This is a genomic window from Kitasatospora arboriphila (assembly GCF_039528095.1).
In the GTDB taxonomy this organism is placed as follows: domain Bacteria; phylum Actinomycetota; class Actinomycetes; order Streptomycetales; family Streptomycetaceae; genus Kitasatospora; species Kitasatospora arboriphila.
The window spans coordinates 1-14,041 of record NZ_BAAALD010000002.1 but is presented as its reverse complement, the minus strand read 5'-3'; the positions used below and the strand labels follow the sequence as shown (position 1 = coordinate 14,041).

Below are 14,041 nucleotides of genomic sequence, written 5' to 3'. Positions count from 1 at the left end.
ACGCCGTCTCAACCCGGGGCCCGCTTCAAGTCGGCCTTCAGGAACCGGCGGAGCTTCTGCAGCGGCCAGGTGTTGACGACCTCCTCGGCGGCGAGCCGGCCGCGCTGGGCGGTGGCGACGCCGAAGCGGAGGTTGTCGAGGTGGACGGTGGCGTGCGCATCGGTGTTCACGGCGAAGCGGACGCCGTGGCGGTGGGCGGCGATGATCAGTTCGTCGCCGAGGTCGAGCCGCTCGGGTGAGGCGTTGACCTCCAGGACGGTGCCGGTGCGGGCCGCGGCGGCGAAGACCTCGTCGAAGTCGGCGTCGATCGGCGCGCGGCGGCCGAGCAGCCGGGTAGTGGGGTGCCCGATCACGTGGACGTACGGGTTCTCGCAGGCCCGGACGAGCCGGCGGGTCTGCGCGGCCCGGTCGAGCGTGAAGGCCGAGTGGATCGAGGCGACGCACAGGTCGAAGCCGGCCAGGAACTCGGGCGGCCAGTCCACACCGCCGTCCGGGTCGATGTTCAGCTCGGTGCCGTGCAGCAGCCGCATCCGCCCGAACGAGCCCTGCAGCGCCTGCAGTTGCTCGCGCTGGGCGAGCATCTTCGCGTCGGTCATCCGCTGCATGGCCAGGTTCGGCGCGTGGTCGGTGACGGCGACGTAGGACCAGCGGCGGCGGTGCGCGGCGGCGAGCATCTCCTCCAGCGGGGCGAGGCCGTCGGTGAGGTCGGTGTGGGTGTGCAGGTCGCCGCGGACGTCCTGCTCGGTGACGGGCTGGCCGAGTTCGCCGTTCAGGGCGTCCTCGATCTCGCCGCGGTCCTCGCGCAGGGTGGGCGGGATCCACGGCAGGCCGAGCGCCTCGTACACGTCCTCCTCGGTGCGGGAGGCGAGCTTGCGGCCGCCGTCCGCCTCGAAGAGGCCGTACTCGGAGAGCTTGAGCCCGGCCCTGACAGCGCGGGCGCGCAGTTTGACGTTGTGCGCCTTGGAGCCGGTGAAGTAGACGAGGCCGGCGCCCCAGTCCTCGGCCGGGACGACCCGCAGGTCGACCTGGAGGCCCCGGGTGGTGCGGACGGAGGTCTTGGTGGTGCCGCTGCCGAGCACCTCGGCGGTGAGCGGATGGCCGGTGAGGGCGGCCGTCAGCGGGGCGGAGTCGTCCGCGGCGGCGAGGACGTCGACGTCGCCGACGGTCTCGCGCATCCGGCGCAGCGAGCCGGCCCAGGTGCAGCGTTCGCAGCCGGAGGCCTCGCGGACGGCGGCGGCGATCTCCTCGGCGAGGGCGAGGGCGGTGGAGATCAGCACCCGGCCGCCGCCCTGCCGGAGCACCTCGATGCCGTGGACGATGTTCTCCGCGGTGCGGGCGCCGAGGCCGGGGAGGTCGTCGAGGCGTCCGGCGCGGGCGGCGTCGAGGAGTTCGTCGACGGTGGAGACGCCGAGTTCGCGGTGGACGAGGGCGGCCTTCTTGGGGCCGACGGTCGGGATCGCCATGATCTCGCGGACGCCCGGCGGCACCTTGGCGCGCAGCGCGTCGACGGCGGCGACCCGGCCGGTGCCCAGGTACTCGGTGATCTTCTCGGCGGTGGACCTCCCGACGCCGGGGATGGCCTGGAGGCCCTCGGCGTCGAGCCGGGCGAGGTCCTCCGGGTGGCCGCCGACGGACCGGGCGGCCTTCTCGTAGGACCGTGCCCGGTAGGCGTCGCCGCCGGTGAGCAGCAGCAGGTCGGAGTATTCCTGGAGCAGTGCGCCGACCTCGTCGTTGAGCCGCGCCATGCCCCCAGTCTAGGGCGGCCTTGACAGCGGCACCCTGCGGAATGAATATTCATTCCGTGACCCCGCGCAAGCCCGACCTCGCCGAGCGGCTCATCGACGCCGCTGTCGCCCTCTTCGCCGAGCGCACCTACGAGGGCACCCAGATGCCCGCCGTGGCCCAGCGCGCCGGAGTGGGCGTGGGCAGCATCTACCGGTACTTCCCCAGCAAGGAGGCACTCGGCAACGCGGCCTTCCAGCACGCCAAGCGGGCCCTGCTCGACGAGCTGGCCGCGGCGATGGCCGAGGGCGGCCCGGCCGGCACCGTCCGCGAGGAGTTCGGCCGCTTCTGGCGGGGCTTCACCCGGTACGCCGGGGCCCGCCCGGAGGCGTTCGTCTTCCTGGAGCACCAGCAGCACGACACCTTCCTGGCACCGGACAGCCTGGCGCTGGCCGCCGAGATCGACCGGATCGCCGCCGACTTCATCGAGCGCGGCCAGCGGGCCGGCGAGATCCGCGACGGGGACGCCGCCCAGCTGGTGGCGCTCGCCGTCGGCGCCTTCACCGGCCTGGTCAAGCTGCACCGCGCGGACGGCCTCGGTGCGATGGCCCCCGCGGACCTCGCCGCCGCCGAGGAGTGCGTCTGGGCCCTGCTGCACCGCCCCGCCCCCTGACCGCACCCGCCCCGCCCCCCGCACGCCGCTCCCCTCCCCCGCACGCCACTCCCCCGGAAAGGCAGGTCCCCCGATGACCGCCCCGCAGACCGTCCTGATCACCGGGTGCTCCACCGGCATGGGCCGCGAGGCCGCCCTCGCCCTGCACCGGCTCGGCCACCGCGTGGTCGCCACCGCCCGCCGTCCCGAGGCCCTCGCCGACCTGGCCGGCCTCGGCATCACCACGCTCGCCCTGGACGTCACCGACGAGCGGTCGATGACGGCCGCGGTGGCCCGCGTCGAGGAGTTGCACGGCCACGTCGACGTCCTGATCAACAACGCCGCGTACGGGCTGCACCAGCCGGTCGAACTGGCCTCCCCGGAGGAGGTCCGCACCCAGTTCGACACCAACGTCTTCGGCCTCGTCCGGATGGCCCAGCTGGTGCTGCCCGGCATGCGGCGGGCCGGCCGCGGACGGATCGTCAACATCTCCTCGATGGGCGGCCGGTTCTCGCCGCCCGGCGGCGCCTTCTACCACGCCACCAAGCACGCGGTGGAGGCGATCAGCGACTCGCTGCGGCTGGAGGTCGCACCCTTCGGCGTCGACGTGGTCGTCGTCCAGCCCGGCCCGACCATCACCGGCTTCGGCGGCACCGCGGTCGCCACCATGCCGGACGGCTCCGGCCCGTACGGCTCGTTCACCACGGCGCTCGCCGACATGTACGCCAACAAGGCGTTCACCCGGCGCAGCGGCGCCGTGACGGCCGAGGCCGCCACCAAGGTGATCGTCCGGGCGGCGACGGTGCGCCGGCCGCGGGCCCGGTACGCGATCGGGGCGATGGCGCGCGGCACGATGATCGCCAAGCGGCTGCTGCCGGACGCCGCCTTCGACGCCGTCATGCGGGCCTCCTTCCCGCTGCCGAAGGCGGGCTGACGGCCCGACGGCCGCCTGCGCGGAAAAGCGCGTGCCTCACGCCCGTCCGCCGCGCTAGCCTCGGCGGCATGAAGCACCAGCGCGCTGCCGCGACCACGACGCCGGAGAGGGTCCCGGCGCGCTGACACCTGCTGTCCGAAGCCCCGGGGCGAGTGCCCCGGGGCTTCGTGCTGTGCCCGGTCACCCGTCCCGGCATCACCGAGGGAGACCGTCGTGCACGAGAGCACCGACCACCGGGACCACCGCCGGCTCGGCCGCGAGCTGGACCTCTTCGACACCGACCGGCTGATCGGGGCCGGTCTGCCCTACTGGCTGCCGGACGGCGCCGCGGTGCGGCACGCACTGGAGGAGTACGTCCGCGAGGTGGAACGGCTGGCCGGCTACCGGCACGTCCACTCGCCCGTCCTCGGCAAACGCGAGCTGTACGAGATCTCCGGCCACTGGGCGCACTACAGCGAGGACATGTTCCCGCCCATGCGGCTCGGCGGCGAGGAGGTGGTGCTGCGGCCCAGCCTCTGCCCGCACCACGCGGTGATCTTCCGCGCCCGGCCGCGCAGCCACCGCGACCTGCCGCTGCGGCTGGCCGAACTCGGCGGCATGTTCCGCTCCGAAATGTCGGGGGTGCTCGGCGGACTGACCCGGGTCAGGTCGATCCAGCTGAACGACGCCCACATCTTCTGCCGTCCCGACCAGGTCGCCGAGGAGGTCCGGTCGGCGCTGGCGCTGATCCACGGCGCGTACCGGGCGCTCGGCATCGAACCGGCCCGGCACCGGCTCTCGCTGCCCGCCGAGGGCGGCAAGTACGTCGCCGACCCCGAGATGTGGCAGCGCGCCGGCCGGCTGCTCGCCGAAGCGCTGGACGAGGCCGGGGTGCCGTACGAGGAGGAGGTGGGCGAGGCCGCGTTCTACGGGCCCAAGATCGACGTCCAGGTGGTCGACCGGGCCGGACGGGAGTCCACCCTCTCCACCGTGCAGGTCGACTTCCACCAGCCCGCCCGGTTCGACCTCGGCTACACCGGACCGGACGGTGCCCGGCACCGGCCGGTGATGGTGCACCGGGCGGTCATCGGCAGTGTGGAACGGGCGGTGGCCCACCTGATCGAGGTGCACCAGGGCGCCTTCCCCGCCTGGCTGGCGCCCGTCCAACTGCTGGTGCAGCCGGTCGCCGAGGAGCAGCGGCCGCAGGCGGAGGCCCTCGTCCGGCAGGCCCTGCGGCAGGGGCTGCGGGCCGAACCCGCCGACCCGCGGTCCGGCACCCTCGGAGCGCGGGTCCGGGCCGGCCGGCTGGTGCCGTACCAGGCCGTCATCGGCGCGGCCGAGGCCGCCGACGGGCTGGTGTCGCTCCGGCTGCGGGACGGCCGACGGATCGGACCGCTGCCGGAGGCGGAGGCGTTGCGGCTGATCGGGGACGAGGCTCGGCCGTAGGGGCGCGGGTGGATCACCACTGGGGGTGCCCCCACGCGCCCCTGAAGAACCCGTCCGGGAAAGCCTCCGGTCAGTCCTCCGGGTAGCGGCGCGGGGTCCAGACGACCTCGGTGTCGTTGCCGCGGCGGACCAGGCGGGTCTGGGAGGACCCGATGAGCAGCAGGGTGCGCATGTCGACCTCGGCCGGGTCGAGGTCGGCCAGCCGGACGGTGCGGACGCGTTCGGTGGGGCCGCCCACGTCACGGGCCATCACCACCGGGGTGTCGGCGCCGCGGTACTCCAGCATCAGGTCGCGGGCCAGCCCGACCTGGGTGGTGCGCGACTTCGAGCCGGGGTTGTAGAGCGCCAGCACCAGGTCGGCCTCGGCGGCGGCGCGCAGCCGCCGGGCGATGACCTCCCACGGCTTGAGGCGGTCGGAGAGCGAGACCACCGCGTAGTCGTGGCCGAGCGGGGCGCCGGCGCGGGAGGCCGCGGCGTGGGCGGCCGTCATGCCGGGCAGCACCCGGACGGGCACCTCGCGGTACGGGTCCTCGCCGGCCGCCTCCAGGACGGCGGTGGCCATCGCGAAGACGCCGGGGTCACCGGAGGAGACGACCGCGACGCGGCGGCCGCGGCGGGCCAGGTCGAGGGCGAACTCGGCGCGCACCGACTCGACCTTGTTGTCGGAGCCGTGCCGGACCTGGCCGGGGCGGACGGGCACCCGGTCCAGGTAGGTGGTGTAGCCGACCAGGTCGGTGGCGGCGGCCAGGGCGCCGCGGGCCTCCGGGGTGAGCCAGAGCGGTCCGGCCGGGCCGGTGCCGACGACCACGACCTCGCCGGGGCCGTCCGGCTCGGGGAGGTCGAGCGGGGCGACCTTGCTGGGCAGCACGGCGACCGAGAAGTACGGCACGGTGTCGGCCTCGACCTCGGCGAGCGGCAGGGTGCGCTCGCCGTCCATGAACGCCCGCTCGACGTACTGCGCGTCGTCGAGCCGGCCGGCCCGCTCCAGGGCGCGGCGGACGGCCGGGAAGGTCCGGCCGAGCTTCATGATCACCGCGGAGTCGGCGGAGGCGATCCGGGCGGCGAGCTCCTCCTCCGGCAGGGTGCCGGGGATGATCGTCAGGGTCTCCTCGGCCTCCACCAGGGCGCTGCCGAGCCGGGCCGCGGCGGCGCTGACCGAGGTCACGCCGGGCACCACCTCGGTCGGGTAGCGGTGCGCGAGGCGCTTGTGCATGTGCTGGTAGGAGCCGTAGAACAGCGGGTCGCCCTCGGCGAGGACGACGACGTTCCGGCCGGCGTCCAGGTGGGCGGCGAGCCGGGCCGACGCCTCCTCGTAGAAGTCGTCCAGGGCTCCGCGGTAGCCACCGGGGTGGTCGGTGGTCTCCACGGTGATCGGGTAGACCAGCTTCTCCTCGATCTGGCCGCCGGTCAGGTAGCGGTCGGCGATCGAGCGGGCGATGGAGCGGCCGTGCCGGGCGCTGTGGTAGGCCACCACGTCGGCCTTGCCGATGAGTTCGGCGGCGCGGACGGTAACCAGCGAGGGGTCGCCGGGGCCGAGGCCGACGCCGTACAGCCGGCCGGTCCGCCGGTCGGTCTGCTGCCCGGCCTGCTGCCCGGTCTGCTGCTCGGTCACTCTTCTTCACTCGCAATCGCGTTGATCGCGGCGGCGGCGATCGCGCTGCCGCCGCGCCGGCCGCGGACCACCAGGTGCTCCAGGCCGGACGGGTGCTCGGCCAGGGCCTGCTTGGACTCGGCGGCGCCGATGAAGCCGACGGGCACGCCGATCACCGCGGCCGGGCGGGGTGCGCCGGCCTCGATCATCTCCAGCAGCCGGAAGAGCGAGGTCGGCGCGTTGCCGACGGCCACCACGGCGCCCTCCAGCCGGGGCAGCCACAGCTCCATGGCGGCGGCGCTGCGGGTGTTGCCGGTCTTCCGCGCGAGCTCGGGCACCGACGGGTCGGTGAGGGTGCAGATCACCTCGTTGTCGGCGGGCAGCCGCTTGCGGGTGACACCGCTGGCGACCATGTTGACGTCGCAGAGGATCGGCGCACCGGCGTGCAGCGCCTTGCGGGCCGAGGCGACCACGCCGGGCGAGTAGACCAGGTCCTCGACCAGGTCGGTCATGCCGCAGGCGTGGATCATCCGCACCGCGACCTGGGAGACGTCGGCGGGCAGGGCGGCCAGGTCGGCCTCGGCCCGGATGGTGGCAAAGGACTGCCGGTAGATGGCGGCGCCGTCCTTCTCGTACTCGATCACGTGGTCCTCCGGGCCTCGGCGACCGCCTCGGCCATCTCTTCCGTCGTCACATCCACTGGCGTCACATCCATGGGGCGGGCCGGTGTCCCGACCGGTGCCACCCGGTAGCCCTGCCCGGTGGCGAGCACGTCCACCCATCGCCCGGAGGGGTGGCCGCAGCGCCGTTCGCAGCCCGACCAGTGCACCGGCAGGCCGCCGCCGTCCGCCCGTTCCAGGGCGCGGGCCGCGTCGCCGCGCACGTCGGCGAGCGACTTGCCGCAGCCGGGCAGGCCGGTGCAGGCGGTGGCGCGGTCCCAGGCGGTGCCGGGCCCGGTCAGGAAGCCGGCCGCGGCGAGCCCGGCGAGGGCCTCGGGGCCGGCGCCGGGCAGGACGGCGCCGCGCCAGGGCGTCAGCCGGACCTCGCCGGCGGCCAGCCCGGCGAGCACCCGCCACTGTGCGGCGGTGGCCCGTCCGAAGCGCGTCCCGACCGAGAGGCCGCCGGGCAGCACCCCGAGCGGCGGGTGTCCGCCGGACAGCGGGGGCAGCGGCAGGTCGCCGGGCGGCAGGAGTTCGGGGACCTCGCGCAGGTGCCAGGCCCGGGTGCCGGTGGTGCGCAGCGCGTCGAGGAAGGCCCGGGCGGCGTCCAGGGCGGCGTCCACGGCCTGTGCGGCCGGCACCGCGCGGACGGTCGTCTCGCGGCCGAGCCGCAGCAGGGCGGTGCCGCCGGGCGCTGCGATCAATGTCACATCGGCGTTCAGGGCGGCGACATCGCCGCGGCCGTCGTCCAGGGCGAACAGGAACTTGCCGGAGAGCGCGGCCGCCCAGGGCGCCGCGCAGAGCTTCGCGTCCAGCTCGCGCACCCGGGCAGCGGTGTCGGCGTGCCCCTCGGCGTCGAGGCCGGCGGTCGGCGAGGCGACGATGTTGCGCACCCGCTCGTGGGTGTCGGAGGGCAGCAGGCCGACGGCCCGCAGCCGGTCGGCGAGTTCCGCGCCGCAGGCCGAAGCCAGGCCGCGCAGTTGGACGTTGCCGCGCGAGGTGGTCTCCAGCGCGCCGTCGCCGAGCGCCTCGGCCGCATCGGCCAGCGCCATTGCCTGACGAACCGTCAGCAGTCCGCCGGGCACGCGGATGCGGGCGAGGGCGCCGTCGTCGGCCGTGTGCAGACGAAGGGCCCCCGGACAGGCGTCCGGCCGGCCCCGGTCGGGCACGGCGGAGCCCGCCCCGGCGGGGTCGGGAGTCGGTGGCATGGCGGCGAGCATACAGATTGTCCGACGGGGCGCCCCGTCGTCTGGATCACAGTCCGCGTGCAGTCCCGCGGCCGTCCGCCACCCCGTACGATGCTGCCGGACGGTCCGTGCGGGCCGTCCGACGCCAGCGACGGCAAGCGGAGGAAACCGGTGCAAATCCGGTGCGGTCCCGCCACTGTAACCACGGCTCAGCCGCCGTGGAGCCAGGAACTCCCGCCGTCCTCCACCAGCCCGGGGCGCGGACCCCGAGGAAGGCCCGACCTGTGCGCTGCCGCATGCCCGGCTCCGCCGTCCCGCCCGGACGCGCCGAGCCGCCGCCCGCCGTCCCGGTGACCCCGGCGGCGGTCCGCCGCACCCCTGGGGCGCGTCCTCAACAATCACGGGTGCACCACAAGGGGCACGGGGAACTGCGCAATCCGGGGTGGGTGTCACGACGGCACGGGCCAAGCCGCGGTTTGCACGGTAGCCCGCATCCGGATTGCGCAGTTCCCCGCGCCCCTGGAATGACCACCCGAGCACCCTTGAAGACAGGCCGTCGCACCGCACCCCGCTCCGCCCCGCGCACCGGGCTGCCGTCCACCGCCCCGGTGCGCCGCCGCACGCCGTGGAACACCGACCAGGCCGGGAGGCCCTCCGCATGATCCTGCTGCTGTCGACCTCCGACACCGACCTGCTGAGCGCCCGCGCCTCGCAGGGCCCCGTCCGCTACCGGCTCGGCAACCCGGCCCGGCTGTCCGCCGAGGAGCTGCCCGCCCTGGTCGAGGGCACCGACCTGGTCGTCGTCCGCCTGCTCGGCGGCCGCCGCGCCTGGGAGGACGGCCTGGACGCGCTGCTCGCCGGGCCCCGCCCGGTCGTCGTGCTGACGGGCGAGCAGGCCCCGGACGCCCAGCTGATGGAGCTCTCCACCGTCCCGGCCGGCATCGCCGCCGAGGCGCACGCCTACCTCGCGCACGGCGGCCCGGCCAACCTCGCCGAGCTCGGCGCCTTCCTCTCCGACACCGTGCTGCTCACCGGCCACGGCTTCGCCCCGCCCGCCTCCGCCCCGGCCTGGGGCCCGCTGGAGCGTCAGGCCCGCGCCTCGGACGGCCCGCTGGTCGCCGTGCTCTACTACCGCGCCCACCACATGAGCGGGAACACCGCCTTCGTCGAGACGCTGTGCAGCGCGATCGAGGACGAGGGCGCCCGCGCGCTGCCGCTGTACTGCTCCTCGCTGCGCGGCGCCGAGCCGGAGCTGCTCGCCGAACTCGGCCGGGCCGACGCCATCGTCACCACCGTCCTCGCCGCGGGCGGCACCCGGCCCGCCGACGCGCAGGCCGGCGGCGACGAGGAGGCCTGGGACGCGGGCGCCCTCGCCGCCCTCGACCGGCCGATCCTGCAGGCCCTGTGCCTGACCTGGTCGCGCTCGCAGTGGGAGGAGAGCGACGACGGCCTCTCCCCGCTGGACACCGCCACCCAGGTCGCCGTCCCGGAGTTCGACGGCCGCCTGATCACCGTGCCGTTCTCCTTCAAGGAGCTGGACGAGGACGGCCTGACCGTCTACCGCGCCGACGCCGAGCGCTCCGCCCGGGTCGCCGGCATCGCCGTCCGGCACGCCCGGCTGCGCCACACCCCGGCGGCCGAGCGCCGTCTCGCCCTGGTGCTCTCCGCGTACCCGACCAAGCACGCCCGGGTCGGCAACGCGGTCGGCCTGGACACCCCGGCCAGTGCGGTGCGCCTGCTGCACCGCCTCCGGGAGGAGGGCATGGACCTGGGCACCGACCTGCCGGGCCTGGACACGACCTCCGCCTCCCACGAGGGCGACGAGCTGATCCACGCGCTGATCGCGGCCGGCGGCTACGACCAGGACTGGCTGACCGAGGACCAGCTCGCCCGCAACCCCGTCCGCATCCCGGCCGCCGACTACCGCCGCTGGTACGCCGCCCTGCCGCAGGGCCTGCGCGAGCAGGTCGAGGAGCACTGGGGCCCGGCCCCCGGCGAGCTGTACGTGGACCGTTCGCAGAACCCGGACGGCGACATCGTGCTCGCCGCGATCCGCTCCGGGAACCTGCTCGTCCTCATCCAGCCGCCGCGCGGCTTCGGCGAGAACCCGGTCGCGATCTACCACGACCCGGACCTGCCGCCCAGCCACCACTACCTGGCCGCCTACCGCTGGATCGCCGCCGCGCAGGAGGACGGCGGCTTCGGCGCGCACGCCGTGATCCACCTCGGCAAGCACGGCAACCTGGAGTGGCTGCCCGGCAAGACGGCCGCGCTGTCCGCCGAGTGCGGCCCGGACGCCGTCCTCGGCGACCTGCCGCTGATCTACCCCTTCCTGGTCAACGACCCGGGCGAGGGCACCCAGGCCAAGCGCCGCGCCCACGCCACCCTGGTCGACCACCTCGTCCCGCCGATGGCCCGCGCCGACTCGTACGGCGACATCGCGCGCCTGGAGCAGCTGCTCGACGAGTACTCCACGATCGCCGCGATGGACCCGGCGAAGCTGCCGGCGATCCGCGCCCAGATCTGGACGCTGATCCAGGCCGCCCGGCTCGACCACGACCTCGGCCTGGACGAGCGGCCCGAGGACGACGGCTTCGACGACTTCCTGCTGCACGTCGACGGCTGGCTGTGCGAGGTCAAGGACGCCCAGATCCGCGACGGCCTGCACGTCCTCGGCCAGGCCCCGGCCGGCACCGACCGGGTCAACATCGTGCTCGCCATCCTGCGCGCCCGGCAGATCTGGGGCGGCGTCAGCGCGCTGCCCGGTCTGCGCGAGGCGCTCGGCCTGGACGAGGCCGCGCTCACCCTCGGCGCCACCGACGCCGCCGAGGCGCAGGCCCGCGCCCTGGTCGAGGCGATGGAGGCCGAGGACTGGGCGCCCGAGGCGGTCGAGAAGGTCGCCGCCGGGCACCCGGACGCCGTCCGCGAGGTGCTCGACTTCGCCGCCACCCAGGTGGTGCCGCGGCTGACCGCGACCACCGACGAGCTGGACGCCGTGCTGCACGCGCTGAACGGCGGCTTCGTCCCGGCCGGCCCGTCCGGCTCGCCGCTGCGCGGTCTGGTCAACGTGCTGCCGACCGGCCGCAACTTCTACTCCGTCGACCCCAAGGCGATCCCGAGCCGGCTCGCCTGGGAGACCGGCCAGGCGCTCGCCGCCTCGCTGGTCGAGCGGTACCGCGCCGACAACGACGGCGCCTGCCCGCCCTCGGTCGGCCTCTCGCTGTGGGGCACCAGCGCGATGCGCACCGCCGGCGACGACATCGCCGAGGCGTTCGCGCTGCTCGGCGTCCGCCCGGTCTGGGACGACGCCTCGCGCCGGGTCACCGGTCTGGAGGCGATCGGGCTGGAGGAGCTCGGCCGCCCCCGGATCGACGTCACGCTGCGGATCTCCGGCTTCTTCCGGGACGCCTTCCCGCACGTGGTCGCCCTGCTCGACGACGCGGTGCGGCTCGCCGCCCGGCAGGAGGAGGCGGACGCCGACAACTTCGTCCGCGCCCACGTGCAGGCCGACCTCGCCGAGCACGGCGACGAACGGCGGGCCACCGTCCGGGTGTTCGGCTCCCGCCCGGGCACCTACGGCGCCGGTCTGCTGCAGCTGATCGACAGCCGGGACTGGCGCACCGACGCCGACCTCGCCGAGGTGTACACGGTGTGGGGCGGCTACGCCTACGGCCGCGACCTCAACGGCCGCCCGGCCCGGGAGGAGATGGAGAGCGCCTACCGGCGGATCACCGTCGCCGCCAAGAACACCGACACCCGCGAGCACGACATCGCCGACTCGGACGACTACTTCCAGTACCACGGCGGCATGGTCGCCACCGTCCGGGCCCTCACCGGCAAGAACCCGGCCGCGTACATCGGCGACTCGACCCGGCCGGAGACCGTCCGCACCCGGACGCTCACCGAGGAGGCGGCCCGGGTCTTCCGCGCCCGGGTGGTCAACCCGCGGTGGATGGAGGCGATGCGGCGGCACGGCTACAAGGGCGCCTTCGAGATGGCCGCCACCGTCGACTACCTGTTCGGCTACGACGCCACCACCGGGGTGGTCGCCGACTGGATGTACGAGAAGCTGACCGAGGAGTACGTCCTCGACCCGGTCAACCGGGAGTTCCTCTCCGAGGCCAACCCGTGGGCGCTGCACGGCATCAGCGAGCGGCTGCTGGAGGCCGCCGACCGCGGCCTGTGGGCGGAGCCCGACGAGCGCCTGCTCGACGAACTCCGCGCGGCCTACCTGGAGACCGAGGGCGACCTGGAGGCCGAGAGCTGAGGCGGCCGCACCGCGGCGCGCGGGGGCACCTCCCCGTGCGCCGCCATTCGGGTGGCGCCGATTGCGTTCGATCTGCGCCTCGGGTGCATACGATCTCCGCATGACGTTGCGCACGGCGTTGTCGCAGCCCGCCCGGTGGTACTCCCTCGCGGCCGGCGGGCTGCCGGTGCTGGCGTTCCCCGGCGCCGGCCAGGCCTGGCTGGCGTGGGTGGCGCTGGTGCCCGGGATGCTGCTGATGCGGGCGGCCCCGGGCGGGCGCGAGGCCGCGGTGCGGGGCTGGTGGTTCGGGGCCGGGTTCATCCTGGTCGCGATGTACTGGCTGGTGCCGTCGATCGGGCCGGCGCTGCTGCCGCTGGCGGTGGTGTTCGGGGCGCTGCAGGCGGCGTTCGGCTTCGCGGTGCACCGGCTGCTGCACGGCCGGGTCGGGCCGCGGCGGGCGGCGGCCGCGCTGGTGGTGGTGCCGTCGGTCTGGGTGGCATGCGAGTTCGCCCGGTCGTGGCACGCGCTGGGCGGTCCGTGGGCGCTGCTCGGGGCGAGCCAGTGGGAGCATCCTGCGGTGCTGGTGCTGGCGTCGGTGGGCGGGGTGTGGCTGGTCAGTGCCGTGGTGGTGGCCTGCAACACCGCGGTGGTGGTGCTGGTGGCGGGTCCGCTGCGGGTGCTGCCGGCGGCCGTGGTCGCGGGGTGCCTGGCGGCCGGGCCGGTGCTGTTCGCGCTGCTGCCGCCGCCCCCGCAGGGCGGCAGCGCGACGGTGGCGCTGGTGCAGCCCGGGCAGACGTCCGACGACGCCTCGCGGCTGGCGGCGAGCACCCGGATCACCCGCGGTCTGGTGGGCCGGCCGGTGGACCTGGTGGTGTGGGGCGAGTCCAGCACCACGGCCGACCTGGACCGGGACGCCGCCGTGCTGGCCGGTCTGCGGTCGCTGTCGGCGGCGACCGGTGCGCAGCTGCTGGTCGGCGAGGACGCGCGCAAGGCGGACGGGCGGATCTCCAAGGACGCGGTGCTGGTGACCCCGGACGGAGTGGCGGCCCGCTACCGCAAGATCCGGCTGGTGCCGTTCGGCGAGTACATCCCGTTCCGCTCGGCGCTGGGCTGGATCGCGGGGGTGAGCAGGGCCGCGGGCGAGAACCGGGCGCCGGGTGCGGCGTTCCGGCTGCTGCCGGCGACCGACCGGGCCGGTGCGCCGCTGCCGGTCGGTGCGCTGATCTGCTTCGAGTCGGCCTTCCCGGACATGTCGCGATCGGCGGCCCGGGACGGCGCGCCGCTGATCGTCTACCAGTCGGCCACGTCGACCTTCCAGCGGACGTGGGCGCCGGAGCAGCACGCCTCGCTGGGTGCGATCCGGGCGGCGGAGACCGGGCGGCCGGTGGTGCAGGCCGCGCTGACGGGCGAGTCGGTGGCGTACGACCGGCAGGGCCGGCGGCTGGCCCGGCTCGGCACGGACGGGTCGGGGGCGCTGGTGGTGCAGGTGCCGCTGGCGGAGCCCTCCGCGCTGACCTGGTACGACCGGCTGGGTGACTGGGTGTAGCCGAGGTCGGTGGCGGTGACCGCGGTGTCCGGTGCCGTGGTGGCGGGGCGCCGCGGCCGGGGCGAAGCAGGGGGGCGGC

At 75.3% G+C, this 14,041-nt stretch carries 9 protein-coding genes and 1 riboswitch; of the genes, 5 read left to right on the top strand and 4 right to left on the bottom strand.

Annotation, left to right across the window (positions count from 1 at the left end; genetic code table 11):
- Window positions 1-8 precede the first annotated feature (8 nt).
- Complete coding sequence (gene polX / locus ABD353_RS01205; protein WP_344621527.1) at window positions 9-1,745, bottom strand: DNA polymerase/3'-5' exonuclease PolX; 1,737 nt, start codon at window positions 1,743-1,745, stop codon at window positions 9-11.
- Between the two features lie 56 nt (window positions 1,746-1,801).
- Here polX and ABD353_RS01200 point away from each other — a divergent pair, with 56 nt between their 5' ends.
- The 3 genes from ABD353_RS01200 (at window position 1,802) to thrS (ending at window position 4,733) form a co-directional block, all read left to right on the top strand.
- Window positions 1,802-2,395 (top strand): TetR/AcrR family transcriptional regulator, encoded by a 594-nt coding sequence (locus ABD353_RS01200; protein WP_344621526.1) that lies wholly within the window; start codon window positions 1,802-1,804, stop codon window positions 2,393-2,395.
- A 73-nt stretch (window positions 2,396-2,468) separates the two neighbouring features.
- Complete coding sequence (locus ABD353_RS01195; protein WP_344621525.1) at window positions 2,469-3,308, top strand: SDR family NAD(P)-dependent oxidoreductase; 840 nt, start codon at window positions 2,469-2,471, stop codon at window positions 3,306-3,308.
- A 213-nt stretch (window positions 3,309-3,521) separates the two neighbouring features.
- A complete protein-coding gene (gene thrS, locus ABD353_RS01190; RefSeq protein WP_344621524.1) occupies window positions 3,522-4,733 on the top strand; it encodes a threonine--tRNA ligase in 1,212 nt (403 codons plus the stop codon).
- A 70-nt stretch (window positions 4,734-4,803) separates the two neighbouring features.
- Here the strand turns inward: thrS and ABD353_RS01185 are convergent, their stop codons facing one another.
- The 3 genes from ABD353_RS01185 to ABD353_RS01175 are packed head-to-tail and all read right to left on the bottom strand — an operon-like array spanning window position 4,804 to window position 8,203.
- Window positions 4,804-6,345 carry a precorrin-2 C(20)-methyltransferase gene (locus ABD353_RS01185; protein ID WP_344621523.1) on the bottom strand — a complete coding sequence of 514 codons (1,542 nt, stop codon included), beginning with the start codon at window positions 6,343-6,345 and terminating at the stop codon, window positions 4,804-4,806.
- Entirely contained in the window at window positions 6,342-6,968 is a 627-nt protein-coding gene (locus ABD353_RS01180) for a precorrin-8X methylmutase (protein ID WP_344621522.1), read from the bottom strand. Before ABD353_RS01180 ends, ABD353_RS01185 begins: the two co-directional genes overlap by 4 nt.
- Entirely contained in the window at window positions 6,965-8,203 is a 1,239-nt protein-coding gene (locus ABD353_RS01175; RefSeq protein WP_425555050.1) for a cobalamin biosynthesis protein CobG, read from the bottom strand. Before ABD353_RS01175 ends, ABD353_RS01180 begins: the two co-directional genes overlap by 4 nt.
- Before the next feature lie 72 nt (window positions 8,204-8,275).
- Window positions 8,276-8,426, top strand: a riboswitch (cobalamin riboswitch).
- A gap of 402 nt (window positions 8,427-8,828) precedes the next feature.
- Between ABD353_RS01175 and cobN the strand changes: the two genes are divergently transcribed.
- Together cobN and lnt are read left to right on the top strand one after the other, a co-directional pair.
- On the top strand, window positions 8,829-12,437 hold the full coding sequence (cobN, locus tag ABD353_RS01170) for a cobaltochelatase subunit CobN (RefSeq protein WP_344621520.1): 3,609 nt from the start codon (window positions 8,829-8,831) through the stop codon (window positions 12,435-12,437).
- Window positions 12,438-12,537: 100 nt separating this feature from the next.
- Window positions 12,538-13,962 carry an apolipoprotein N-acyltransferase gene (lnt, locus tag ABD353_RS01165; RefSeq protein WP_344621519.1) on the top strand — a complete coding sequence of 475 codons (1,425 nt, stop codon included), beginning with the start codon at window positions 12,538-12,540 and terminating at the stop codon, window positions 13,960-13,962.
- Window positions 13,963-14,041 lie beyond the last annotated feature (79 nt).

Bases quoted from the DNA above. Each gene is read 5' to 3' on its own strand.
- polX (WP_344621527.1), bottom strand. From the start codon at position 1,745: ATGGCGCGGCTCAACGACGAGGTCGGCGCACTGCTCCAGGAATACTCC.
- lnt (WP_344621519.1), top strand. From the start codon at position 12,538: ATGACGTTGCGCACGGCGTTGTCGCAGCCCGCCCGGTGGTACTCCCTC.
- cobN (WP_344621520.1), top strand. From the start codon at position 8,829: ATGATCCTGCTGCTGTCGACCTCCGACACCGACCTGCTGAGCGCCCGC.
- ABD353_RS01195 (WP_344621525.1), top strand. From the start codon at position 2,469: ATGACCGCCCCGCAGACCGTCCTGATCACCGGGTGCTCCACCGGCATG.
- ABD353_RS01175 (WP_425555050.1), bottom strand. From the start codon at position 8,203: ATGCTCGCCGCCATGCCACCGACTCCCGACCCCGCCGGGGCGGGCTCC.